General features: G+C 39.1%; 16 protein-coding genes. 5 read left to right on the forward strand and 11 right to left on the reverse strand.

What is annotated here, in order from left to right; genetic code table 11:
• Positions 1 to 6 precede the first annotated feature (6 nt).
• The 3 genes from SGRA_RS01190 (at position 7) to SGRA_RS01210 (ending at position 4,306) form a co-directional block, all read left to right on the forward strand.
• Positions 7 to 579, forward strand: a complete 573-nt coding sequence (locus SGRA_RS01190; protein WP_014373268.1) for a GNAT family N-acetyltransferase — start codon at positions 7 to 9, stop codon at positions 577 to 579.
• Positions 580 to 621: 42 nt separating this feature from the next.
• Positions 622 to 1,284, forward strand: coding sequence for a heme exporter protein CcmB (locus tag SGRA_RS01195; protein WP_014373269.1), 663 nt, complete (start codon positions 622 to 624; stop codon positions 1,282 to 1,284).
• A 586-nt stretch (positions 1,285 to 1,870) separates the two neighbouring features.
• Positions 1,871 to 4,306 (forward strand): protein kinase domain-containing protein, encoded by a 2,436-nt coding sequence (locus tag SGRA_RS01210; RefSeq protein ID WP_014373272.1) that lies wholly within the window; start codon positions 1,871 to 1,873, stop codon positions 4,304 to 4,306.
• Between the two features lie 228 nt (positions 4,307 to 4,534).
• Here the strand turns inward: SGRA_RS01210 and SGRA_RS23705 are convergent, their stop codons facing one another.
• From SGRA_RS23705 to SGRA_RS01235, 5 genes are all read right to left on the reverse strand, one after another.
• Positions 4,535 to 4,687 (reverse strand): hypothetical protein, encoded by a 153-nt coding sequence (locus tag SGRA_RS23705; RefSeq protein WP_014373273.1) that lies wholly within the window; start codon positions 4,685 to 4,687, stop codon positions 4,535 to 4,537.
• A gap of 371 nt (positions 4,688 to 5,058) precedes the next feature.
• Positions 5,059 to 9,069 carry a hypothetical protein gene (locus SGRA_RS01220; protein ID WP_014373275.1) on the reverse strand — a complete coding sequence of 1,337 codons (4,011 nt, stop codon included), beginning with the start codon at positions 9,067 to 9,069 and terminating at the stop codon, positions 5,059 to 5,061.
• Positions 9,062 to 10,117, reverse strand: a complete 1,056-nt coding sequence (locus tag SGRA_RS01225) for a ComEC/Rec2 family competence protein (protein ID WP_014373276.1) — start codon at positions 10,115 to 10,117, stop codon at positions 9,062 to 9,064. The genes SGRA_RS01220 and SGRA_RS01225 overlap by 8 nt, the downstream gene beginning before the upstream one ends.
• Positions 10,118 to 10,346: 229 nt before the next feature.
• Positions 10,347 to 10,760: a hypothetical protein gene (locus tag SGRA_RS01230; RefSeq protein WP_014373277.1), complete on the reverse strand. Its 414-nt coding sequence runs from the start codon at positions 10,758 to 10,760 to the stop codon at positions 10,347 to 10,349.
• Between the two features lie 433 nt (positions 10,761 to 11,193).
• Positions 11,194 to 11,652 carry a hypothetical protein gene (locus tag SGRA_RS01235; RefSeq protein WP_014373278.1) on the reverse strand — a complete coding sequence of 153 codons (459 nt, stop codon included), beginning with the start codon at positions 11,650 to 11,652 and terminating at the stop codon, positions 11,194 to 11,196.
• Positions 11,653 to 12,213: 561 nt separating this feature from the next.
• Here SGRA_RS01235 and SGRA_RS01240 point away from each other — a divergent pair.
• Both SGRA_RS01240 and SGRA_RS01245 read left to right on the forward strand, forming a co-directional pair.
• The gene (locus SGRA_RS01240; protein WP_014373282.1) at positions 12,214 to 15,024 is read left to right on the forward strand and encodes a type I restriction endonuclease subunit R; all 2,811 of its coding nucleotides are present in this window, start codon (positions 12,214 to 12,216) and stop codon (positions 15,022 to 15,024) included.
• A 28-nt stretch (positions 15,025 to 15,052) separates the two neighbouring features.
• On the forward strand, positions 15,053 to 15,982 hold the full coding sequence (locus SGRA_RS01245; RefSeq protein WP_014373283.1) for a hypothetical protein: 930 nt from the start codon (positions 15,053 to 15,055) through the stop codon (positions 15,980 to 15,982).
• 416 nt (positions 15,983 to 16,398) lie between these two features.
• Here SGRA_RS01245 and SGRA_RS23710 read toward each other — a convergent pair whose 3' ends face one another.
• From SGRA_RS23710 to SGRA_RS19515, 6 genes are all read right to left on the reverse strand, one after another.
• A complete protein-coding gene (locus SGRA_RS23710) occupies positions 16,399 to 16,539 on the reverse strand; it encodes a hypothetical protein (RefSeq protein ID WP_014373284.1) in 141 nt (46 codons plus the stop codon).
• Between the two features lie 658 nt (positions 16,540 to 17,197).
• Positions 17,198 to 19,273, reverse strand: coding sequence for a protein kinase domain-containing protein (locus SGRA_RS01255; protein ID WP_014373287.1), 2,076 nt, complete (start codon positions 19,271 to 19,273; stop codon positions 17,198 to 17,200).
• A gap of 10 nt (positions 19,274 to 19,283) precedes the next feature.
• Complete coding sequence (locus SGRA_RS01260) at positions 19,284 to 19,583, reverse strand: putative quinol monooxygenase (RefSeq protein ID WP_014373288.1); 300 nt, start codon at positions 19,581 to 19,583, stop codon at positions 19,284 to 19,286.
• A 434-nt stretch (positions 19,584 to 20,017) separates the two neighbouring features.
• Positions 20,018 to 20,143 (reverse strand): hypothetical protein, encoded by a 126-nt coding sequence (locus tag SGRA_RS24245; protein ID WP_014373290.1) that lies wholly within the window; start codon positions 20,141 to 20,143, stop codon positions 20,018 to 20,020.
• 425 nt (positions 20,144 to 20,568) lie between these two features.
• Positions 20,569 to 21,795 carry an McrC family protein gene (locus tag SGRA_RS01275; RefSeq protein WP_014373292.1) on the reverse strand — a complete coding sequence of 409 codons (1,227 nt, stop codon included), beginning with the start codon at positions 21,793 to 21,795 and terminating at the stop codon, positions 20,569 to 20,571.
• An 11-nt stretch (positions 21,796 to 21,806) separates the two neighbouring features.
• Positions 21,807 to 24,284, reverse strand: a complete 2,478-nt coding sequence (locus SGRA_RS19515) for an McrB family protein (RefSeq protein WP_014373293.1) — start codon at positions 24,282 to 24,284, stop codon at positions 21,807 to 21,809.
• Between the last annotated feature and the right edge of the window lie 269 nt (positions 24,285 to 24,553).

Consider the following 24,553-nt stretch of genomic DNA (forward strand, 5'->3'; position numbering starts at 1 on the left):
CATTATATGCTTTTTGAGCTTGAAAGCCAGCGTTTGGGCCTCACCCAACTGAGCAGTGAATATGCCGAGCAGGTACAGGAGTATTTGGTTCGAAATCGTTACTTTTTTCAGCGCTATATGCCGCGCTGGCCTCAAGCTTTTTGTCAAATCGAAGAGATTCAGAAGCGTCTGAATGAAGAAAAATGGCTGTATCAGCAGCGGCGTTTTATTCGCTATTATATCTTTCATCGCAGCGACAGCCAAAAACATCGCATCATTGGCGATATTTCTTATAGCCACTTTATTTATGGGGCCATGCGCTCTTGTTTTTTGGGCTATAAGGTAGATCAGCAGTTTAATAATTTGGGCGTGGCCACAGAGGCCCTAAAACTGAGCAATCCCCATATCATGCAGCGCTTTGATTTGCAGCGCATAGAGGCCCATATTATGCCCCAAAATAAGGGCTCCAGACGCCTAATCGAAAAACTGGGCTTTGATCTAGAAGGCACCGCCAAGCAATTTATTTGCATCAATGGAAAATGGGAGGACCACTGCCGCTACGCCTTTGTCAAAGGCCTAAATGAGGAAGAATTTTGCTGATTTTTTGGCGGCTTGCGCTCCCTTTTTACTAATTTCGCCCCCATGAATATCTTGCAACAAACTTGGGCCCTGATTAAGAAAGATGCCCGCATCGAATGGAGAAAGCGACAAGCTATTGGCGGCATTTTGCTCTATGTTTTATCTACCACTTTTGTGGTCTATAGCATTGTCGGCGAAAAAACCTCTGGGGTGGTTTGGGCAGCCCTCTACTGGATTATCGTGCTTTTTGCCTCGGTCAATGCCGTGGCCAAAAGCTTTGTGCAAGAGAACCAAGAGCGACAGCTTTATTATTATTCTTTGTTACAGCCCGCGGCCCTCATTCTCTCCAAAATTTTCTACAATACGCTCCTACTTTTTGTAGTTTGTCTTTTGTCCTATGGCAGTTTTTCGCTCATTATGGACAATCCCATCCGTTTTCAGGGCCTCTTTTTTCTCCTGATGTTTTTAGGCAGCCTTGGCTTTTCTATTGCCTTTAGTTTTGTGGCTGCCATTGCCGCCAAGGCCCAGCAGGCCGCCACCCTGATGGCCATTCTCAGCTTTCCGATCGTCATTCCGATCCTGATGACCCTCTTGCGCCTCAGCAAAATTGCCCTGGGCCTAATGACCGACACGATGTATTATAAAGACATTTTCATCCTTTTGGCCATTGATCTCATTTTGGGCAGTATTGTCTTGCTGCTCTTCCCCTTTCTTTGGAGAGATTAGTTCTTTTTTTGGGGCCTGCCGCCTGCGGCGGCCGGGCTGTTTCGCAGCTCGCTGTTCGCTCGGCCCTTCGGCGCTTTCAGCGCCTTGGTCTGGCCTAACGGCCACTGCTGTCCATCCCTAGGCCTGCGGCCCTTCGGGCCTGCTAGCCGTGGCTGCAGGTTGAAACCAGCAGCCAATTTAGGTACAGCACAGCTAGCTCCTGACCAACAATTGGCCTGCAGCTTAAAAGCCGCAGGACCTGAAAACCAAATATATCCTTCCCCCAAACAAAGCAGGGGCTTTTAAGCCGCTGCGGCGAGAAAGACCAAAGCCCAACAAGAATGGCTGCGGCCTTTAGGCTGCAGATAGCGGCAAAGCCGCCATGGCCGAAGGCCAAACGGCCTAGCGATGCGACGGGGTGGCCGTAGGCCAGACCCAGTTTTTTGAGCGCAGCGAAAAAAACGCAGGGCCGAGCAGACCTGCGAGCCCCAAAGCGTAGCGGCGCAAGGCGAAGCCGCAGCGCAGGCCCCAAAAAAAATCAAAAGCAGTTTATCAGCAAAAAATTATTTTTTCCTAAAGTTCATTATCTTGTCCCAACTGCAAGATTATGGAAGAAAAGAACAGCCCCGAGCAAAAAACCACTCTTTTTTTGAGCGAGACCAAAGAAACTCTCTCTTTGGCCCCTAAAGCTTTTGCCTCGGGTGGCGAAGGCAGCTTGTTCCGCATTTTATCGCCAGGAAAGTATAGTGATCGGGTAGCAAAAATTTATCATCCGCATAAAAGGACAGCCGAAAAATTGGCCAAATTGGAGCTCTTGATAAAAGATCCTTTGGGCCAAGGAGCAGAGGGATTTGCGCCCAGTTTTATTTGGCCCCAAGCCATTTTGCAAAATGAAAAAGAGGAGCAAATTGGCGTCATGATGCCGCTGGCCCAAGGAAAAAAACTAGAATTACTTTGCTTGCCCAAATTGCCCAAAAAAATTGATGGGGCCTGGAAACGCTTGGCTTTTGATCAGGAAGGCAACCAAAAACTTCGTTTAAAAATTGCCTTTAATTTGGCCAATGCCCTTCGACAACTGCAGGCGAAAAAAAAATATGTACTGGTCGATCTAAAAGCCGAAAATATTTTGGTCCAACCCAATGGACAAATCGCTATTGTGGATGTTGATTCTCTACAGGTTTCAGATGGCGAACAGTTTTTTAAGGCCGCCGTAGCTACTCCCGAATATTCTGCCCCCGAATATTATCAATCGCCAAAAATAAAACGCTTTGAAGCCAGTTGGGATAATTTTGCCCTGGCCGTTATCCTCTATAAATTATTTTTAGGAATTCATCCCTTTGCCGCCTCGGCCAAAGGAGAATATGCCAAGCGCGTCAGTTTGCATGAAAAAATTGAAGCCAAATTATATGTGCATCATCCAAAAGCTAAAGAATGGTTGCAATTTTTGCCGCCACCCCACAAAAAATACCATGAACTTCCGCAGGGGCTGCAAAATTTATTCGCCAAAACTTTTGTAGAAGGGCTAGATCAGCCAGAAAAAAGAGCGAGTCCGGAAGATTTTTGCTACCAATTACTTCAAGCAATTGGTGGCTGGACACTCATTATCTCTTTTGAAGAGCAAAAAATATTAGAACGAAGCAAGGCTTTGCAGTTAGCTGATAAAACACAAATTTTTACCGCTTTTCAACCTCAAGAGGTAGAAATCAAAGAAGTATTGCCCAATGCGGCAAGAGAGCTAATGGCGCTCAAAAATAATTTTTTGGCCGAAAAACAAATCGAGGAAAATCAAGGCTGTTTGGCTGCTCTAGGCTTTTTTATCTATATAGCCGCTTACATTCTACTTTTTGTTAGTGCTATTGCTTTCTTTATGGCCACAGATGGCTGGCTTTCTTTCTTTTGGTATTTTGCCGGCGCCCTAACTTTATGGATGCTCGGAGCGCATTGGAAAAAATCAAAACAAATTGCCCCTCCTTTTAATAACTTCTTGCAAATTGCTGGTCGACTGGGAGCAGTCGCTCTACTTATTTGGGGCGGAGTAAAAACCCTTTACATTCACTCCATACTATATATGTATGCTCCCTTTTATTGGAGTATCTGGACGCTGAGTACTTTTGGCGTAGCTAAACTATTTTCTAAACAAGAAGAAGGTCATTTTTTTTCTTTAGATAGTTTAGCTGTCTTTTTGAAAATGATTACGCTAACAGTTTGGACCATAAATGCTTTTGATATCTTGGACCTGAGTATGGCGAATTATATGGAGGGGGAATACACTATTTTTTGGTCCATTTTTAAAGATTATTTGCCTGCAAACGCTCTAATTGCAATTTTTTACTTTGTAGGCTACCTCTTAGAGCTCATTAGCAGACAAAAACGAAGTTCCCATTCTTCCACTCATGTAAATAGCCTGATAGAAGATTATAATCTCCAAATGAGCCGCCTACAACAAGCTTATACCGGATTAGAAGCAAATTTGCAACAACTACTGCAAAATCAGAAAGGAAAAGAAGAGCGCTTTTTTGCCCACTGGAAAAATAAAGCGCTAGAAAGCAATGAAAATCTCGAAAAACGCTATGATGCACTTCAAGAAGATGCTGCGCAGGCCCAAAATAGAAGCTCAAATCATTTGCTTGAACAAATTAGTGCCGATTTTCCAAAGCTAAAACAGATAAGCAGCCTCTCGGACCTCAGCAAAAAAATTACAGCTCTTGAAAAAAACGCAATGCTCTCCCCCGCTCAAAGAGAAACACTAAAAACTAGGCTACAAGAATTATTGCAAGAAAAAGAAAGAAGCGATTTGGCCTATTTTCATAAAATGCAAGAAAAATACGCTCAACTACTTCAAGATGTAGCCAATTGGAAAAAAGAAAAGCAGCAACAATACCAAAAAGATAGAGCCGTTTACCTGCGCTCTGCTCAAAAAGAAATTGAAACGCAAGCTAAATTTAAAGATTTAGCTTTAAATGACTTTTTAGAAGAACTAGATGAGCTCCAAGATCAGAAAAAACAAATTTTGATTCAAAAACAGGCCCTAGAAGAAAAATAATTACAACGGTTTTTTCGCCGAGGGAAAATCCGTTCATCGCCTAGGGACAAGCCCCCAGGCTAAGTTTTTTTATCAGCCCGCTAAAGAGGGCCTCTTTTTATTTTGTTGTTTTTTCCCCCCATTGCTAATTGAAAGCCGCTATTTGAAAGGGGGTGTTTTTCATCCCAGATAAATTTCATAGGAACCCTAGGGCCAAGGCCCTAGGCTAAGGAAAAAATTGTCATCCCCTCATTCGAGGGGATTTTTTTTGGGTTGTGGTTTGGGCGGTTGTTTTTTTTCTTGGTGTTTTTGGATCAGTGGGTTAAAACCCAGAGCCATACAACAATTCCATTCTACATCTATAGTGCGGAGAGGATTAAAATCCTCTGCCGCTTTGAACATGATGGTTTTTGGTCCATTGTTTTTTTGCCGAGAGAAATTTTCATCCCTGTTTTTTTATGGAGGTTTTTAAACCTCCATTTAAAATGAAATGCCTTTTTGTTGCCTGGCTGTAGGTTTCAACCTACAGACCACCGCAGTTTTTGGGCCGAAGAAAAATTTTGTTGTTTTTTAGGCTTGAGCCTAATTGAAAGTGTTTTTGGATCAGTGGGTTAAAACCCACAGCAACAAAGAGGGCCGTTCTACATCCAAAAAAATGAGCCGATGGTGGAAACCATCGGCCCATAAAATGTGGTGGAAAAAATTGTGGTGGAAAAATCCGTTCATCGCCTAATAGCCTATCCTTTTTTCACCACTTCTAAGTGGTAGAAAATCTAACGACGTAAATTTCGCTCTTCATCACGGATTTGCTCTTCTTTTATCCTTTTTTCATAATATTCCACCCGTCCTTTAGCCCATTCTTGCACCTCAGGAATTCGGTGATCAAGTAATTTTGCTGATATTTTTTTTCGATCCTCCATTAAAGGCACCATTGAACCTGAACTAGAAAATGTTTCCATTCTTGCCGCAAGTGCCTCTAAAACGCCTTCTTGAGTTCCAAATTCATCAATTATAGACATTGTAAACTCATGCCAAGTTACTGAATTATCTTTTTGAAAGATTGGCAGAATACCTACTATTATAAGTGGAGCTTTGGGTTGATTTTTAGTGCACCAATTTAGTATTTCAGCGTAATTCGAGCGGTCGTCAAACAAAAAACTATCACAGTAAAAAATACTTGTTTTATGTAATAAGTTTTTAATATTAAATTTTTGTCGAAAATCTTTTCCCAAAAGGCTATCAGCTAATAAAGGCCAAACATCATTAAAATACTCCTTCAACAATACCTTTAATAACATTCTTAAATCATCCTCTTGCCCTATCGATTGGCCACTACACACTACTAATATGTCCTTGGTTAGCTTTAACGCAAAAGCTAACTGAGAGGATTCTTCTAAGAGTTTAATAGAGTTATCAATAAAATTCATGCGACTGAGGTCTTGAGGTCCATCAACTGTTAATAGATAGTCGCTCTTCATCAATAATTTTAGTAAGTCTTCTTTGTAGTACCCCCAATTTTCTGAATTGTTGTAGCAAAGCGTTCCTAAAAACTGAATCGCTAATTTATTTCCTTTATCTCCCAGTGAGTCTATTTCATAGATGAGCCATTTGACATCATCTTTATTAAGCTTAGATAAAAATCTTGCGTAGGTTAATGCCTCCAAACTATCAACTAACGAAGGATTTTTACGCACAACTTCTAATAAAGCGCTTACATCCTCCTTACAAGGAGGCAGCAGCCAGGGTAAAAGGTTAGATGCATAGATATTTATTTTGTCATTTTTTAGTACTGAATAATAGGCTGACCTTTTAAAATCTATATCATTTTGATTTCTAATAAAATTTAACCAAAAAATAGGGTTCTTACTCTCATCCTCTATTTCAATAAACTTATCTATAATTTTTTTTAGAAAATTATTATCCCCCGCATAAATTTTAGTCTTAGCCAACTTACTAGCAAAGTAGTAGGTATATCGCTGTTCCCCAACGAATAGTAAATCTATGTATGGACTTAGGTCGATATTTTTTTTCTCTATTTCATCAATTAACTCATCAATCAAAATTTCATTTTCACTTACTTTATTATTTTTTTCATCTAAAACTCTGCCTCGCCAGGTTGGCCTAACCACAGTATTTACTAGCATTAACTCAAATGTTTGGGGTGCTAGTTCTACAAGTAAGTCATCTATTACTATCCTTGATTCGCTTGGTATATCCTTAAATGTACTAACCCTCTGAATTTCCTCATACATTGACAGCCAATTTCCATTATTAAAAGAATAAAGATCTAAAATATATTTTTTTATCCTTTCTGGTGGATAAGGCATGGGTAAAAAATATGGGACTAATAGATATAAAACTCTATGCTCAACAATATCTAGAGCAATAGCTGAGTAGGGCTCTTCTTTCTTGTCTATTTCTATTTTTAGTATCTCTAAAATAGAAGCCCAGTAATCATTTATTTCTTCTATTGATGGTTTATGGTCTACTAAAATCTTGCTTCCCTGTTTCTCTGCTCCTAGCATTCTAGTAAAACGGATAGTCTCTAAAGCAGAACTACAAGCTTCTAAACATATTTTTCTAAAATCTTGGCTTTTCTCAATCCCCCAATTTATAATAGCTAATCGATTGGCTAAAGGAGTTTCGGTTCCTGCTAAAAAAACTTTAAATAATGACTTAAACTGTCCCGTAGCATTATTACCTATGCGCTCATTTTCTGCCACAGCAAACATCAACATTAACTTTGCAGCTTTAGGAAAGCTAGTCTTTCTGTAACAGAGTTTTTCCAAAGCCCAAACTAAGTTTCTTCTTCCTTCTTGAATTTCTAATAGTTGATCAATGGTATAATTTCTATAATTGTCCCATAAGGCTTCCACTGCTACTTCTGGGTTCACAACACAAATAGAGCGGAATAGACGTGAGCCCATGTAAGTATTTAAAAATTCCGCTTTAGAAAAAGGACAACCCGGTCCCCATAATTCTTTAACAAGTAATTTTGAGTTCTTTAGATTACTTAAATCCTCTAATCTCTGTGCAGCTTGTAAGCCTAAATCTTTTATTTTTTGAAATTCCAGAAACCTTGACTTTACTTTAGCATTTCTAGCATCCCTCCACCATCTAACTGCTAATTTCAAAGCTAAAGGCAAGGGTTTTAGATAGATATATCTACCCTTTGCTTCTAATAGCCCTTTCTTTAAGTATTTGTCACAAGTTTTTTGAAAAGAGTCATATGTTACTCCACATAGTTCTTCTGCAATATAAACACCTACTTTTTCTAGTTCTTCTATTTCGTTTACAGGCAAAAATTCTTCTATAGATCTTGATACGTATAGAACTTTATCAAAAAGCGCTATTGCCTGTAGAACTTTTAATTCTTCTTTGTTTTCTTTATCGTTTCCAAAAATTATTTTTCTCTGAACTTCATTATCAATTAACACCTCTCTATTAACTTCCCCTTCATCTCTGTTACAGGATTCTATTATTTTCAATCCCATTAAAGGGAAATTATCGGCACAATCTATATACTTTCTAATGATATCTTCAGGAAGATTGTGCTTTTGTAGATTACTTCTTAATATCTCTTTCAAAATTCCCTCATTAATCTCTGGTTTCATTTCAATAGGAGTACAGACTTCAGGATCAATATCAGATTTTACTGCCTCGTTGTTAATAGTCAGCAATTTAATGCTCCCCCCCCTTATTGTTTCAGCAATTTTCTTGTGAAGATCGGGCTCACAGTTGTCTAAAACAAGGGTGATGTCTAAGTTGTTCTTAGTTGCCTCAGCCACTAGCACCATTAAGTTTTGAGCTTTTGGAGCATTATAGCTATCGCCTTCCACATCAAAATAAACAATATTGTCTTTTGGGGTATCTATTCTAGCTTTCAAAGATTCAAAAACAAGACGCGTTTTACCTAGTCCTGACAAACCTACAACTCTAGGATATCTATTCTCTGCTAATGTCTGTAAAATTTTATCCCTGAGTTCTTTCAACAAAGAATTATCCTCATATGCAATAATATTAAAGTTTGACCAAGCACTTAAAGACCTAAATATTAAATTTTTTTTCATCCCCTCTTCAATGAAAAAAAGATGGTCTAAACTCCAAATAGGTTCTGCGTTTAATCCATTATCAATTAAAAGTTGATTGACTAAAGTAATAGGAACAATTCCAACTCGTTCAAAATCCTCGAAAATAGAAAAGCATCCGACTAAAGCATTTTCTTCTTTTATTGCTATAAAACAAGGGCTTCCTGAAAACCCTTGAGAAAGCCGACCTGATTGGTCAACGTGACCACTATCACTAGGGCTTGAAGATGTCAGCCTTCTACATAAGATATTTTCTGCACCGACATCTATATACTTTAATTCTACATAATCAATAGAACTATTTTTGCTATCCTTAAATGCTGCAGGGTATCCTTTTGTTTCTATGGTCTCGAATAGGCTAGCCACTTTACTACTACACCACTTTATTAAGTCAAGCAATCCAAAATCAAAGTTAATATTCTTTTTTTCCAATAAACATATTGCTATATCTTTCTCTCCCCCCCCTTTTTCTGACGAATATAGCAATATATTTTTGGGAGATAATTTCGTTTTTTTACCATCGTAACTTTCTAATATTATCTCAGAAGGAAGATCCTCACTAAAATCTTTCCCTACTAAACAGTGCTTACAGGTAACGACATAAATATATCCCTCATTTGCTATCGACTCATGAACGAATGCTGTTCCACTTATTTCATTACAGAAAATCTTAAATATTTGCTCTTGTTTAATCATACTCAAAACATATTACTTCCCCATTTTCAGGGAAATGAAGCTTAAAATTGTGATCATCCTGAACGCTTTCCGGATCAACGTCTAATATTTTTCTTAAATACTTTGTATCCTCTGTAAAGAAAATATCAATTTTCTTTTTTTCAATACCTTCTCGATAAGGTGATTTTACAATTCCTGCTATAGTTTTCTTATCTGGTAATTCTTGTAAAATACCATTAGTACAAATAATAAACTTATTTGTATTTATCATTTTTAGGAATTCATTTGAGGTGTTATGCTGAGAAGCATGATGAGAAACTTTTAATAATTCTAAATCGATTTTGGCATCAGCTCTTTCTAAAAGTGTTTGCAACCCAGATATAAGTTGTGATGGCACTGCATCAGCAGTAAATAAAAACTTTATTTCTTTATAAGATAATAGAAAAGCTATACTGCTTTTGTTCCAAATTGAATTGTCTTCTTTAAAGTTTGCAGGTTCAAAAGCACTCAAATCAAAGTCGTCTATTTTTTTATTATGATCCCTACTTTTTTTATTAGATGAGTATCCAGCGCCTCTTTCCCATTTATAAATCTCATCAGCGACAATATCTTGCTGCTCTTGGGATGGCGAGATTACATCAATAGTTAAATCTCCAATTGTATAGTGGTGACCTGCTATAATTGTTTTTGGTTTTATATTATGCTTTCCAAGCTTATCTTGAATATTTAAATATTGTTTACGCCCCATGTAGTCTTTATTTTCATTTGGACTAAGCAAAATTTTATCTGAATTGTTCATCCAGAATTCTTTTATCAAAGAAATATCAAAATTTTCATCCTCTAACATGCCTTTAATTCCTCCAGTATGATCATTATGAAGATGAGTGACAATAACCAAATCTAACTTATCAGTTTCTGAAAATCCTTTCAAAATTGGCTTTATACCCCCTCTATAAGTTTTTAAGCTCCCTCCATCTAACAAAATATGGATTTTTGCTCCATTAAATTTGTGCTCAATAAAAATACTATCACCTCCACCTGCAGGTAAAAATTTAATCTTTAAACTCATTTTTTATTTCTAATATAAATAAAAAAATAACTACATGCACATCTCTTTACTAAAAAGTATCTAGATTTAGCCCCCCAACAAAAAAAACAGCAGAAAAACCCCCTAAAATTCTCCCCCACTTCTTATTTGAAAGCCACTAATTGAAAAATATTTTTTGGCCAAAAAAAAAGCAGCCCTTTCGGGCTGCTTTTAAAATTACTACCTCAGCAGTAAATCAGTAAGAAATGGACTAGAGCGTAAGGCGATGCGCTTGCACTTGAGCAATCATATCTTGCAAAGAAGTTTGACTGCGGCTGAGCTGATCAATATTGCTATCCAACATAAGTTGGGCAACAGGACCAAAGCGCTCCATCTGGTCGCGCACTTTAAAGAGGCGATAATCTACAGTGGTTTTGCGGTCGCTCATTTCTTCATGCTGGGGAGTACCCGCCTGAAGCGTAGGCAGAAAGTTATCCAACATTTGCTGCTCGTTCAACAAGCTTTGCTCATCTACTTTGAGGTTGACGGCCTTGTCGCTGTTTTTTTCGCGGCGCAAAATGCGGCCCTGCAAACGATAGTTTACAGCATCCAATTCGGTTTGAAGCTGGGCTTCCAATTCATCACACTCATCAGTAGTCGTGATGACAGAAAAGTCATAAACCATAATTTTATAGGTTTAAAGGTAAAATAATTGTAGCTCTCGCTATGGGGATTACTACATAATTCAATAAGAACTTTTTCTAAATGTATTATACGTTATATAGTGGGGCCAAAATAATGCTGTGCGATAAACACAGCTCTGGGCCATCTACAAACTAAAAATCGTTTTTCGTTGCGATTCAAGTATATAACTGAGGCCTCAACAAAATAATTGCATCAAAAGCCAAAAAAATTTATTTTTTATGTTAATGGCCAATATTTTCTGCTTTAAAATAGTGGTATATGTTATATAGTAGAGCAAAAATAATAGTCTGTAGTATGGGTCAGCTACAAACTGAAAATCATTTTTCGTTGCGACTTAAGTATATAACTGATGTCTAAACAAAATAATTGCATCAAAGCCCAAAAAAAATAATTTTTTTTTGCCTGCCAGTTATTTAGGCGGCCATGGCCAATGTTTTTTGGCCCTCTTCCTCTGCATTAGGATATAAAGCAGCTAGGCCAACTAAATATAGACGGTAATAAAGGCCAATAAATTTATTGAGCAGGGCTAGCGGTCCCTCATAAGCCGATAAACTAAAGTTATTCATCGCCTCCTCTTTTATATTTGCTTTTTGGGGCAACTCTTTTTGAGATTGTCCCTGCAATAGGCCCAGCGCCAAAAGTTGCTCATATAAATAGGCCAATTCTTGCAGCTCCTGCATAATTTCTTGAGGTTGGCCCAAAGCCTTAAAAATGAGGAGAAACTCTGCAAACAAAAATTTTCTGCGGCCAATAAACTCCTCCAAACCCGCCGCCCGCAAACGCTTGCGCAAAGTAGGATAAGAAATGCCGTAAAACGCCTTGAGCATCTTTTTGCTTAGCTTATAGTCCTGAAGTTTTTGGTCGAGCTGCATAGTCTTTCGTTTTTGTTGTTAGATAAAGTTATAGATAAACTTTTGTATATGCAAGTTATCAACCTAATAATATTTAGTTTTTATAGCTTGAGCACTAAATTATTAGCTTTTTGAGTCAAAAAACTTTAGTTTATAGAGCACTAATGCATTTTTTAGCTCCAACTATTTTTGGGGCTGCTCCTCCCCTTTCAATTAGCAGCTTTCAATTAGTGAGGGCGGCAAAAAACGACTTGTTTTTTGCCGCCCTTTTTTTGGTCCAAAAAAATAATTAGCTTTCATTTTTAGGGCTTAAGGACTATAGCATAGAAAACAAATCTCTTTTTTTTATACCTTCCTTTTTTTCTTTACTTTTAAACAAGCAAAAGATAAGCCCCAAGCCAAAAAGCAATCTATTTTGCTTAGCGGTCCTTGGCCTAGCGATGGGGAGCAGTGCGGCGAAGCCGCAGACCAAGCAAAAAACTTGTTTTTTTGCGCAGGGCCGAGCGAACAGCGAGCTGCGGACCGTAGCGCCGCAAGGCGAAGCCGCAGCGGAGGCCCCAAAAAAATCTAATAAAAAAACAAATGACGACGCAAACAGAACAAATACTAGAGAATGAATTGGTAGAGCAACTAATTGGCTTGGGCTATGAATATCTGCCCATTAAGGAAGAAAGTGATTTAGTAGCCAATTTTAAGCGGCAATTGGAGCGCCTCAATGGAATTTCTTTGTCGGAAACAGAAATGCAACGTTTGCTCCTGCAATTGAATCAGGGAAGTATTTTTGAGCGCTCAAAACGCTTGCGGGCCAAAAAACTGGAATTACAAAAAGATGATCAAGAAACGATCTATTTGAGTTTGTGGGATCAAAAAAATTGGGCGGAAAATAAATTCCAATTGATTCGACAAATGCGGATGGATGGACGCTATAAAAATATTTATGACCTGAATATTTTGATCAATGGGCTGCCCTTGCTGCATATTGAATTAAAACGGCGAGGCATCGAGATGAAAGAAGCCTTTAATCAGATTCATCGTTATAGCCATCAATCTTTTTTGATGGGCCAAGCTTTGTTCTCTTACACACAACTTTTTGTGATTTCGAATGGCGTAAACACTAAATATTTTGCGAACAACAAAACAGGCGAGCTCAATTTTAAGCAGACCTTTTATTGGGCCAATAAAGAAAACCAGAAAATTAGTCGCTTAGAAGAATTTGCGCAGCATTTTTTGGCTCCGCCTCAGCTTTTTAAAATGATTAGCCGCTATATGGTGCTCTCCGAAGCAAATAAGCGCATTTTAGTGATGCGACCTTATCAGTGCCATGCTACAGAAGCTATTGTAAATCGAGTGAAAAATAATGGGGGCAATGGATATATTTGGCATACAACAGGCTCGGGAAAAACATTGACTTCTTTTAAAAGCAGCCAACTTTTGCAAGAGCTGCCCAAAGTGAAAAAAGTTGTTTTTGTTGTGGATCGCAAAGATTTAGATTATCAGACGATCAAAGAGTTTGATAGTTTTTCTAAAGATTGTGTGTCGGCTACAGAAAATAGCAAGCAACTGATTCAACGTTTTTTGGGCCGAGACAAATTGATTGTTACGACCATTCAGAAGCTAAATTCCGTCATTCATAAAAAAAATAAGCGAGAACAACTCCTGCCCTTACAAGAGGAAGAAATGGTTTTCATTTTTGATGAGTGCCATCGTTCGCAATTTGGAGAAAGTCATCGCCGAATCAAGGACTTTTTTAAAAAGGTGCAGCTTTTTGGCTTTACCGGCACGCCCATTCAGGCAAAAAACGCTATGGATACCAAATGGGGCAAACAAAGCACAAAAAATCTTTTTGATGAATGTTTGCATAGATACATCATCACGGATGCTATTCGAGATGAAAATGTGCTTCGTTTTTTGGTGGAATATGTGGGGCGCTATAAAAAAACGGCCACGGCCAATGAAATCGACATTGAAGTAGAGGATATTGATCGCCAAGAATTGCTAGAGCATGAATATCGCTTGGAAAAAATTGTCGACTATATTATTAAGTACCACCCCATTAAAACCAAAAATAAAAAGTACAATGCCATTTTTTGTCTGCCCAGCATTCCCGTTTTAAATAAGTACTATGAAATTTTCAAGCGAAAAAAAGCCGAGGGCGCGCATGACTTAAATATTGCTTGCATTTTTAGTTATGGGAGCAATGAATCGCCTGAAGGACAGGATGAAACTCAGGATGGCTATACTTATCGGGGGCATAGTCGAGATCGTTTAGAAGAAGCGATGATGGATTATAATGCGAGTTTTAATGCGAACTACAACAGCCAGAGCAGTCAATCTTTTGACAATTATTATAAAGACATTGCAAAACGGCTGCGCGATGGGCAAATCGATATTTTATTGGTGGTCAATATGTTTTTGACTGGATTTGACAGTCCGCGGCTCAATACCTTATATGTAGATAAAAATTTGCGCTATCATGGTTTGATTCAGGCTTTTTCTCGGACCAATCGTTTGATGGGCAGTGAAAAATCGCAAGGAAATATTGTTTGTTTTCGCAACTTAAAGCAGGCCACCGATGATGCGCTTCTTTTATATTCGGACAAAGACGCTCCGGAGCTGGCTTATAGTCCCAGTTATGAAGAACAGCGAGAAAAATTTGACGAGAAGGTCATGGCCTTAAAAAAATTGGTTCCGACTGTAGATTCGGTAGATTTTTTACCTTCGGAAGAGGAAGAGCTGGCTTTTGTGCAGGGTTTTCGGGAGTTAATTCGTTTGCAGAACATGCTTTCGGCCTTTGTCGATTTTGATTTGGAGCAAACGGCCATGCAAGAGCAGGAGTTTGCGGATTATAAATCGAAATATTTGGACCTCTATGAAAAAGTTCGGCAAAATCGGAAGCTCAATAAAACTTCTGTTTTAGAAGAGGTTGATTTTGAGTTGGAATTGATTCAGCGCGATGAAATCAATGTCGTTTATATTTTGCAGCTTTTGCAAAAGGCTGCTTCAGCTTCGGCAGAAAAAAGAAGCTTGGCCATTGAGCGGCTGCTTCAGCAGTTGCAGGCAGAAGTCAGTTTGCGCAGCAAAAAAGATTTAATTGAGAAATTTATTCGGGACAACCTGCCAAAGATCGAAGAGGCCGATGATATTCCCGATGCCTTTGAAGAATTTATGCGCAAGGAGCAAGCCGCTAGTTTTCAGGCGATTTGTCAGCAATATGATTTGGACCAAGAAAAATTTGAGCAGCTGGTCAAAAACTATTTGTATAGCCAGAAAATGCCCTCTAGCGATCAATTACTCGCCAGCCGAAAAGAAAAACCTAAATTATTAGAGCGAAATAAAATTGCCCAGGGCATAAGAGAAGAGTTGGAGGGATTTGTTGGGCGGTTTATGGAGTAGGGGAATTTGTTACCTTTAAAAAAATTATATGAGTTTCACGAATCAGAAAGAATTACAGTACATTATGCATAGATATACTATAATGTATTATTGGTTAAAGACTGATGGGAAAAAGCGTTTTATTGATTATTACTCAGATGATGAAGATGAGTTTGAATTTAATGAAGCTCTTAACAAACTAGAAAACCCTGATTTTATAACCACTGGAAAATTAGATGCTTTTCTAGAGCACTTTAGTCGATATGGTATTTTTAGTTGGTCTAACGAAGCCTATATTGGTGAAATGAAAGTACGAACTCTTATCAGAGAGCTAAAAAATGCTAAGCGTAAGTTTACTCCGCCAACATTCACAGTTGATGCAACACAACAGGTACCTATCGATTTAGAAATACAAAAAGATTATTTAGCACAAATAGATGATGATTTAAAAAAGATTAACACAGATAATCTAGAAGCAAAACGAATAGGTGGATTTAATGTAATCATTCAATCTAGTTTACAGTACGTTGAAGACACTGCTAACAGCTCAGCCCAACTTTTATCCCCCGAGTTACTTAACTATAGAAAAATTACAGCGCCTAATTCCCTTTTAAAGCTAGTAGAAACAAATAAAGTAAGAATTGACTCTTTAGATTTCAATTCTGATGGTAGTTCTCACAGTGTCGCATTAAAAATATCCAACCTCACAGGTAAACAACTAAGTATTTCTATACCAGAAGGTCAAATATTCGAAAATAGAGTCATATTTCCAAAACCTTCACAAAACTTAGCTTCTATAAATGAACATGAATTCATATTGGAAGATTTCAAAGAACTAAACATTCCTGCCTATTGTATTAACCAGTCTTTTTCAGCCCCTTCAGGAGAGGGGAACCTTACTATTTTTGAGCTAGTAAAAAAAGGATTTAAGGATCAAAATGATATTTGGAATTGGATTGAAAACATTATATGTTCTTAAAATATATAGGAACCCCAGGGCCAAGGCCCTAGGCTAGCTAAAAAATTATCATCCCCTCATTCGAGGGGATTTTTTTTGCGGTTGTGGTTTAGGGGTTGTTTTTTGAAGTTTTTTTGGACCTGTGGGTTAAAACCCACAGCAAAAAGGGAAGACATTCTACATCCAAAAAAATGAGCCGATGGTTAAAACCATCGGCCCATGAAAATTAAACTAAAAACCTTTCCCATTTTCCAGCAAACAAGGGCTTTAGCCCGCCAATTTGCATAGACAATCAACCATGGGCTTTAGCCCATGGCCGTAAAATAATTCCATACTAAAAATTCAGGGGTAAAAACAATTGCTATTATTTCTGCCCCATAAATTTCATAGGAACCCCAGGGCCAAGGCCCTAGGCTAAGGAAAAAATTGTCATCCCCTCATTCGAGGGGATTTTTTTTGCGGTTGTGGTTTGGGGGTTGTTTTTTTTGAATCTGTGGGTTGAAACCCACAGCCATACAACAATTCCATTCTACATCTATAGTGCGGAGAGGATTAAAATCCTCTGCCGCTTTGAACATGATGATTTTTGGTCCATTGATTTTCCCCAAGAGAAATTTTCATCCCTGTTTTTTTATGGAGGTTTTTAAACCTCCATTTAAAATGAAATGCCTTTTTGTTGCCTGGCTGTAGGTTTCAACCTACAGACCACCGCAGTTTTTTCCAAAAAAAATTTTTGTCCTTGTTTTTTAACCCAATCGCTAATTGAAAGCCGCTATTTGAAAGGGGTGTTTTCTTGACGGTTTTCTAGACCTCTGGGTTAAAACCCACAGCAAAAAGGAGGGCCGTTCTACATCCAAAAAAATGAGCCGATGGTAAAAACCATCGGCCCATGAAATGTCGCAGAAAAAATTGTGGTAGAAAATTATTCATCGCCATTAGGCCAGTTTTTTCCCAAAAAAAATTTTTGTCCTTGTTTTTTAACCCAATCGCTAATTGAAAGCCGCTATTTGAAAGGGGTATTTAAGGGCCGAAGAAAAAAGCCCAGAGAAAAAACTAAGGTTGTGCAAAAAAGGAGAGCGAAGCGAGCCTTTTGGCCTAGCGATGGGGAGCAGTGCGGCGAAGCCGCAGACCAAGCAAAAAACTTGTTTTTTTGCGCAGGGCCGAGCAGACCTGCGAGCTGCGGACCGCAGCGGCGCAAGGCGAAGCCGCAGCGCAGGCCCCAAAAAACAGAGATCACTACCATCTTGTCAATTTATCCTTTAGTTTTTTGGCCTTAACAATATCCGAATCAATTTCTTCTAAGGCTGCTGGCGACCATAAGGCTAAACTTTTTCGATGAAAACGCTCCTCTTCTTTCCAAATGTTGGCATAAGTCTCTCTATAAAGGGCTTTCATTTTTTGCTCTTCTTTCTCATATTCAAGCTGCATCCGATCGCGAAATTCCTGATAACGCTCTTCTTGCGATAATTTATAGGCCTTCATTTTTTCTTGCAGCTTGAGATTAACCTTTTTTAAAGCCGCTCGATAAGCAGCAAACTGTTTTTTAATGCGTCCTTTTTCCTCTGGATTATTTTTTTGGGCCAAAACAGCCTGCTGTTCTATTTTATCCAAAATTTCTTCCGCCCGCCAAAGAGTCCGAACATTTTGCAAGGCCGGATGCACCGCCTGAATTAAATGGACCACTTCTTTTTTAGCCGCAGTTTCAAACTCCTTTTCTGCGGTCAGTAGTTCTTGATAAGTTGCAGCTAAGGCCTCTTCCTTTGCTTCCCAATCCAATAGAGCCACTCCAAACTTCTTTTGCCAACTTAGCCGATGCTTTTGCATGCTTTTTTTAATATTTTCTTGCAAAACCTCCTGCTCTCTAAGCATTTGTTTTTCTCGATGCTCCAAACTTTGAATAAGATCGTGTATGCTATTTTGTAATTTTTGACGCGGATAAGCCCCCCCAAATAGCAGCCCAATAAACAGAGAAATAATGGACCAGGCCACAAAAAATAAGAAGATCAAAAAAGCAAGCCGATTTTGCCCCATCTCTTCTAACCAACTGGCAAAAGAAGAACTGACGAAAATCAACAACATGCGGAGAGAAAAGGTAATAAATAGACCAATCAAAATATTCAACAGCCAAACTTCACTAACAGCAGAGTACTTCTTTGCTGGATCGGCCTCCAAAAACTGCTTAAAATGAATGGGCGTTTTCCAATCTATAGCCATGCGCAAAGTCGGCGATAAAGACAACTCTCCGCTTGCATACTGATTTAAATTGGGCAAAATACTTTCTAAAGCGGGCAAGCGATAGGCGGCAAAAGTCTGCGCGCTCATTTTTTTCTCAAAAGCAGTCCGCAATTTTCCATCTTGCATTTCTTGCAAGATCATCCAACACCATTTCTCTGCATTAGGGCGAAGTTCGGGCGATTTATGTCCCTCTACAAAAGCTAACTGAAACAAATTTCGAAACTCTGCCGAAAAGCTATGATAATTTTGATGCGGTGGCGGAACAGATGAAAAAAGTTGATCCGCCTTGGGATGATGAACAAATAAGCCGGCCTCAATTTTTTGATGCAAACTCGCTAGGTTTTCCCATTTCCCCTTGGCCGAGGCCGCAAAAGGATGAATGCCCAATAATAATTTGTAAATAATAACGGCCAAGGCAAAATTATCCCAGCTGGGAGAAAAATAATTACTTCTTGGTCGCCGATAATATTCTGCTGCGGCATATTCTGGCGTAGTTACCGCCGCTTTAAAGCGCAATTTTCCATTTTCCAAAATTTGCAGCGAGTCTACATCCACAATAGAAATTTGCCCATCGGTTTGCAACAAGACATTTTCGGGCTTAAAATCGACCAAAACATATTTTTCCGATTGCTGCAAACGATAAAGCGCATTGGCTAGGTTAAAGGCAATGCGCAAGCGAAATTCTCGGCCCATTTTAGCCGATAAAGCAAAACGGCCCCATTCTTCACGCATTTTTTTGGGCAAAGTGGGCAAACAAAAGAGCTCTAGCTTTTTTCCACTGACCATTCGCATAATAAAACCAATGGCCTCGCCCCGCTCATTTTCTATAATATCTTCGGGCCAAACAAAACTCGGCTGCTCCTCTGGCCGATAATGCGCCAAGGGATCTTTTAATAAAAGCCTGATCTTGGCTATTTTTTCTTCCGTCAATTTATGCGGATGATAAATTTTTGCTACCCGATCTTGATAGTTTTTTGGCGTTCTAATTTTAAACAACTGCCCTTCTCCCCCAGCCGCAAAAGGTTTGCTGGCCAAAATAATTTTGTCTTTGCGTTTACTTAAATAAAGGCTGTGCATTTACTGTTGTTTATGGTTCTAAGCCCTGCATTTCTTGCACAGAAAACTGAACAAGCGCATCCGCAGCAGCTTCTCGATAGGCCAACAAATGTTCGCTTTGCATATGCTGCTCCCAAAGCGCGCGACTTTCCCAAAGCTCATAAATTAAAAATGAATTCGGATCTTTAAGGTCCTGATTTAAGTCATAGGTGATACAACCTTCCTCCAATCGAGTGGCATTTACCAATTTAAATAATTCTTCCTTAATAAATTCAACTTTTTCAGCTTTCACTTCTAGTTGAGCGACAATTGTTAATTTTTGTTCTTTCATGAGTTCTTTTTTTAAACGTTTCCCCAAACTAAGCGAGAATAAACAATTTGGCAAATCACGGCCCTTTTTTAGGATTTCTTTTTTTGGGGCTGCCCCTGCGCTTCGCTTGGGTCGGGCTATGGCGCAGCTCGCTGTTCGCTCGGCCCTGCGTTTTTTTTCGCTGCGCTCAAAAAAACTGGGTCTGGCCTTCGGCCACTGCTATCTATCCCTCAGCCGCTCGTCTAATTTTTTTCTTTGGGCTTTTTTCTTCGGCGGTTTTGCGGCTGTTGTTGTTTTTCTTGCAACAAAAATGTTTTCCATTTTCCAGCCCATGGCCATAAAATAACTCCACAAAAAAATTCAGGGGTAAAAACAATTGCTATTATTTCTACCCCATAAATTTCATAGGAACCCTAGGGCCAAGGCCCTAGGCTATTGAAAAAATTGTCATCCCCTCATTCGAGGGGATTTTTTGGGGGATGTTTTTTTTGAATCTGTGGGTTGAAACCCACAGCCATACAACAATTCCATTCTACATCTATAGTGCGGAGAGGATTAAAATCCTCTGCCGCTTTGAACATGATGATTTTTGGTCCATTGATTTTTTGCCGAGAGAAATTTTCCTCCTTGTTTTTTTATGGAGGTTTTTAAACCTCCATTTAAAATGAAATGCCTTTTTGTTGCCTGGCTGTAGGTTTCAACCTACAGACCTCAGCAGTTTTTCCGCCGAAGAAAAATTTTGTTGTTTTTAGGCTTGAGCTTATTTGAAAGCCGCTATTTGAAAGGGGAATTTAACCGCCGAAGAAAAAAGCCCAGAGAAAAAACTAAAGTTGTGCAAAAAAGGAGAGCGAAGCGAGCCTTTTGGCCTAGCGATGGGGAGCAGTGCGGCGAAGCCGCAGACCAAGCAAAAAACTTGTTTTTTTGCGCAGGGCCGAGCAGACCTGCGAGCTGCGGACCGCAGCGGCGCAAGGCGTAGCCGCAGCGCAGGCCCCAAAAAATCAAAGAATTATTCCTCCGCCCAGTTTTTCACCTGCCTAAATATTTCTTGCTGCCAAGCCCTTATATTTTTATCGTGGGGAATAGAAACGCCTAAAATACTACAGTCTTTTGCAGCCGATTTTTTCTGTGACTGAAAAAAACCTGCTTTAGAAACTCCATTGGGGTGAATTAAAGCCGCTTTTTGGCCCTCATAATAATCTAGATAGACATAAAGTTGCCGCAAATCATGCGGAGAAGGTTTGGATTGCTCCAATCGCTTCCATTTGCAGTCTAACACATACTTTTTGTTGTTGAGCTGCAAAATAATGTCGGGCTTCATGTAAACGGATGAATTTTGATCCGAAAATTGCCAAAACTTTTTTCGCGGCTCGGCCCAAATGCGATCAGTAGGACCCAACTGTTTTTTTAAACTCTTAAAAATAAAGCGCTCCCAAAGAGCATTCATATCAAACATCAGGGCCAAAACTTCTTGCTGTCCCCGCTGCAAATCTGGATGATAGTGCAATAATAATAGCCGCGCAATGGCCAGCGCCCGCCGATAATGCTCATTGTTGCGATGAAAAGAAATTTTTTGAAAACTGGCCTCCGAAATAAAAAGATCGGGCATGGGCGGAAAATCAAGCAATAGCGAGCCAATTTTACTCTTCAAATTTGCCTCTCGATTAACTTTACTCAATAAAATCAAGGCTTTGTACAAAATCTGATGAATAAAATGCTCCTTATTATATTGACTGTGGCGAACGTAAAAACGCTGCTGCTGACAAATATTTTTTTGAAGCTGCTTGGCAAAAATTAACTTCCCTTTTAATGCCGTTTGATTTCGCTCCACTTTTTTGTAGCGCTTAATCAATCCTCTATGCAATAAATACTGCAACTCTTTGATATATAAATCAAAGTAAAGCGATAAAATTGCATTGGGTTTGAGTTTCAACTGGCTGCTGCTGGGCGTTTGAATGGGCAAACTATCCACAGCACGCAAAATATCAATCAACATTTTTCGCCAGTGATTTTTATCCGCTGATTTATCGGCCTTGGGCAAAATTTCGATGCTAAAATCAGCCAGTTGCAAAACACCTACCTGCTCGCAAAACTTGACATATTTATGGCCCAAAGAAAAATAAGGATGACCGCCCCGCTCATGAAAAACTTGTAGTTGCTCCAACTGCTTTTTCGTCAAGCCATTTTCACCCAAATACAATTTTTCATGCTCATAAACAGTAAATTGCTTGTTCATAAGGCCTTATTTTATGCTTCTTTTTCTAGCCCAAGCTGCGCCAAAGCCATTTCCAAATCTACTTCGGCCCAAGGGATCAACTGAAAACGCTCCTCTTCCATCAAGGGCTCATAATCCATAGCGGCAAAAATTTGGGTTTCTTCTTCTTTGCGGACAAATCCCTGGCCCAAAACCAACCCAATTTTTCCAAAGTCGCCATAAAAATACTCCTGCAAAAGTGGAAGAATTTTATGCTGCACGACCAGTGCCAACTCTTTTTCTGGCGCTTCCGCATTTTTTATGGGCAAAAAATAACTGTGGCCAATCAAATGATCTTTAGACAGTAGCCGCTCTATCCGTTGGTTGATGGTCCATAGCAATTTTTCCATCGCATAGCCATAAACCAAAGTATTTTCAAGCAATTCTGGACGAGGCGGCATTTCTACAAAACTAAATCTTCTGCGCAAAGCGGCATCCAAAGCTTCTACGGAGCGGTCCGCCCTGTTCATCGTTCCAATAATATATAAATTGGGTGGCACCGAAAATTCGTCTTTGCTATAGGGCAAGACAATTTCTAGGCTTTCTTTTTGGCCCAAACGTTTATCTTCTTCCAATAAAGTGATGAGTTCGCCCAGAATTTCTGAAATATTTCCGCGGTTAATCTCATCAATGATGAGGACGTAGTTTTTGGGCGCCTCTATTTTTGAATCCGTAGCATATTGCTCTAAGGCATTCAAAATGGATTGATAATAAATCCCCAATCCTTCTTTTAAATTAAAGTCTCGCTGGCTGGTAAATATTTCTTTTAGCGTGGCTATCCTCAAATAGTGTGTTCGGCTACCACTAGCTTTTTCAAAATGAATCCGCCCCCTTTCTTGATCTATTGCATAAATTTGAAATTCTGAATTTGCTCGACGTAAAGAAAAGGCCATATTTGGATCGGCCTCCCAAGCCGCCAAAAATTTTGCAAAGGCAGCATCAAAACTACTTTCGGCATGCAGACGATTTTCGCCCAAGTAATTTTGTGCTGCAAGTTGGGCCAACTGCTTAAAAATACCCGCCTTAATTTCATAGGATAAATTTCCCTCACTTTCTTCTTCCAATACAGGCTTGATCCCCTCTACAAAATCTTCATAGCTCATACTTTGATGAAAAGTAGTGAACTGAATTTGTCCCAACTTTTTGTACTGCGCATAAGCAGCCCGCAAAATTTCTCGACCAGTAGTAAAAGGGCCTTCTAAATCAAGCTCAGAAAAAATCTGCTGGGCTTTTTCTAAGTTATTTTCCTTTTCTATTGCATTTAGCTCCTCCAAATCTACTCCCGCCAAAATGGCCAGCGCATAATTGATGCTGTTGTAGGTTTTTCCGGTGCCGGGAGGGCCAAAAAGAATTTGGTTGTTGGGGAAGTGCGATCTTTGTTCAGGCAATTTTTCAAGCTGTTTAGAATTTTCTTCCTCTGTAGCATAAGCCAAATCAAATATATATTCTTTATAGGCCGCATTATATACTGCTTCCTCTAACTCCGCTACATTATATTTTGCAAAACTTGTTTTCTTTGTTCGCTCTAACTCCTTAGCTGAAGAAGCGATAATTACGGGCAGTTGTGCTTGAAGTTCTTCTATATTTGCTACAGGATGTAGCCAGTTTTCCATAAAGTTTCTCGTATCAATATGTTGATAGATTTTAGCCCCTTTTTCATACTTATATATAAGTACTTGTCTTTGCCCAATAATCAATGCTAATACAGGCTCACTTTTAGGCAAAGAGTACATCACTCTAGGGTCGTTCCGATCTATATTTAATTTTTCAATTACTTGCTCCATCAAATTAAAAAGCAAACTGGCCTCTGCCCTACTAATTTTTCGAAGCATTTTAATCAATCGATTTTCGGCTTCTATGTTTGCCTTAGGATAAGGATTTGGATTTTTAGTTTTCCAATCCCAGAGCGTTTCGCCAAAAGCAAAAAAATCTTGCTCCCCTTTCTGAGCCAACAAATAATTATTTAAACTACTATAACTTAAATCTTCGCCATCATAACCAAAAGCTTGGGCTGCTAAAACAAGATCTTCTTGTTTGAAGGTGTTTACCACTTTATAATCACTGTATAAGAAAGCAATTTTTCTACGCAAAGCTTCTCCATAATCTAAATCTGCCAAATCGGCTAAGCGATGTTCTTTTCCAGCCAAGGCTGCTGCATAAATAATTTGACGAACATTTTTAAAGGCCTCTGCTGCTGTTTCTCCATATTTTGCCTGCCAAGCATATTCTCCATCATTTTTTTGGCTCTCTTTGCTCGACTTTGTGGGCCTTTTCATTTTATAAATACCGTGATTAAAAGAAGAGCCTCCTCCAGCACTGCCCAAAGGTCTAGTCTTATATTCTAACCAATAACAAAAAGAGGTTTGCTCCGTATTACTATATTCCTCCAAACTCATTTTTTCGAGCCGCTCTAAGGGCCATTCTTTTAGAAAGGCTGCTTTTAATTCTGCTAGTTTCAAGGCTGTTTCCATCTTTATTTTTTATTTATTCCAAAGCAAAATGATAACTAAAAAATGGCTTAATCTGTCTCCACATCATTATGCTTTATCTATTTCATTTTAGGCCCCTTAAAATAGGATTTTTTCTGTTGTTTTTTTTTGGGGCCTCCGCTGCGGCTTCGCCTTGCGGCGCTACGTTTCGCAGCTCGCTATTACTTGCTTCGCTGCGTCGGCTCCCGTTGGTCGGGTCGCTCGGCCCTGCGCAAAAAAACAAGTTTTTTGCTGGGTCTGGCCTAACGGCC

The organism is Saprospira grandis str. Lewin, from assembly GCF_000250635.1.
In the GTDB taxonomy this organism is placed as follows: domain Bacteria; phylum Bacteroidota; class Bacteroidia; order Chitinophagales; family Saprospiraceae; genus Saprospira; species Saprospira grandis.

Coding starts and splice junctions, on each gene's coding strand:
- SGRA_RS01190 (WP_014373268.1), top strand. CDS start 7: ATGCTTTTTGAGCTTGAAAGCCAGCGTTTGGGCCTCACCCAACTGAGC.
- SGRA_RS01195 (WP_014373269.1), top strand. CDS start 622: ATGAATATCTTGCAACAAACTTGGGCCCTGATTAAGAAAGATGCCCGC.
- SGRA_RS01210 (WP_014373272.1), top strand. CDS start 1,871: ATGGAAGAAAAGAACAGCCCCGAGCAAAAAACCACTCTTTTTTTGAGC.
- SGRA_RS23705 (WP_014373273.1), bottom strand. CDS start 4,687: ATGTTCAAAGCGGCAGAGGATTTTAATCCTCTCCGCACTATAGATGTA.
- SGRA_RS01220 (WP_014373275.1), bottom strand. CDS start 9,069: ATGATTAAACAAGAGCAAATATTTAAGATTTTCTGTAATGAAATAAGT.
- SGRA_RS01225 (WP_014373276.1), bottom strand. CDS start 10,117: ATGAGTTTAAAGATTAAATTTTTACCTGCAGGTGGAGGTGATAGTATT.
- SGRA_RS01230 (WP_014373277.1), bottom strand. CDS start 10,760: ATGGTTTATGACTTTTCTGTCATCACGACTACTGATGAGTGTGATGAA.
- SGRA_RS01235 (WP_014373278.1), bottom strand. CDS start 11,652: ATGCAGCTCGACCAAAAACTTCAGGACTATAAGCTAAGCAAAAAGATG.
- SGRA_RS01240 (WP_014373282.1), top strand. CDS start 12,214: ATGACGACGCAAACAGAACAAATACTAGAGAATGAATTGGTAGAGCAA.
- SGRA_RS01245 (WP_014373283.1), top strand. CDS start 15,053: ATGAGTTTCACGAATCAGAAAGAATTACAGTACATTATGCATAGATAT.
- SGRA_RS23710 (WP_014373284.1), bottom strand. CDS start 16,539: ATGTTCAAAGCGGCAGAGGATTTTAATCCTCTCCGCACTATAGATGTA.
- SGRA_RS01255 (WP_014373287.1), bottom strand. CDS start 19,273: ATGCACAGCCTTTATTTAAGTAAACGCAAAGACAAAATTATTTTGGCC.
- SGRA_RS01260 (WP_014373288.1), bottom strand. CDS start 19,583: ATGAAAGAACAAAAATTAACAATTGTCGCTCAACTAGAAGTGAAAGCT.
- SGRA_RS24245 (WP_014373290.1), bottom strand. CDS start 20,143: ATGTTCAAAGCGGCAGAGGATTTTAATCCTCTCCGCACTATAGATGTA.
- SGRA_RS01275 (WP_014373292.1), bottom strand. CDS start 21,795: ATGAACAAGCAATTTACTGTTTATGAGCATGAAAAATTGTATTTGGGT.
- SGRA_RS19515 (WP_014373293.1), bottom strand. CDS start 24,284: ATGGAAACAGCCTTGAAACTAGCAGAATTAAAAGCAGCCTTTCTAAAA.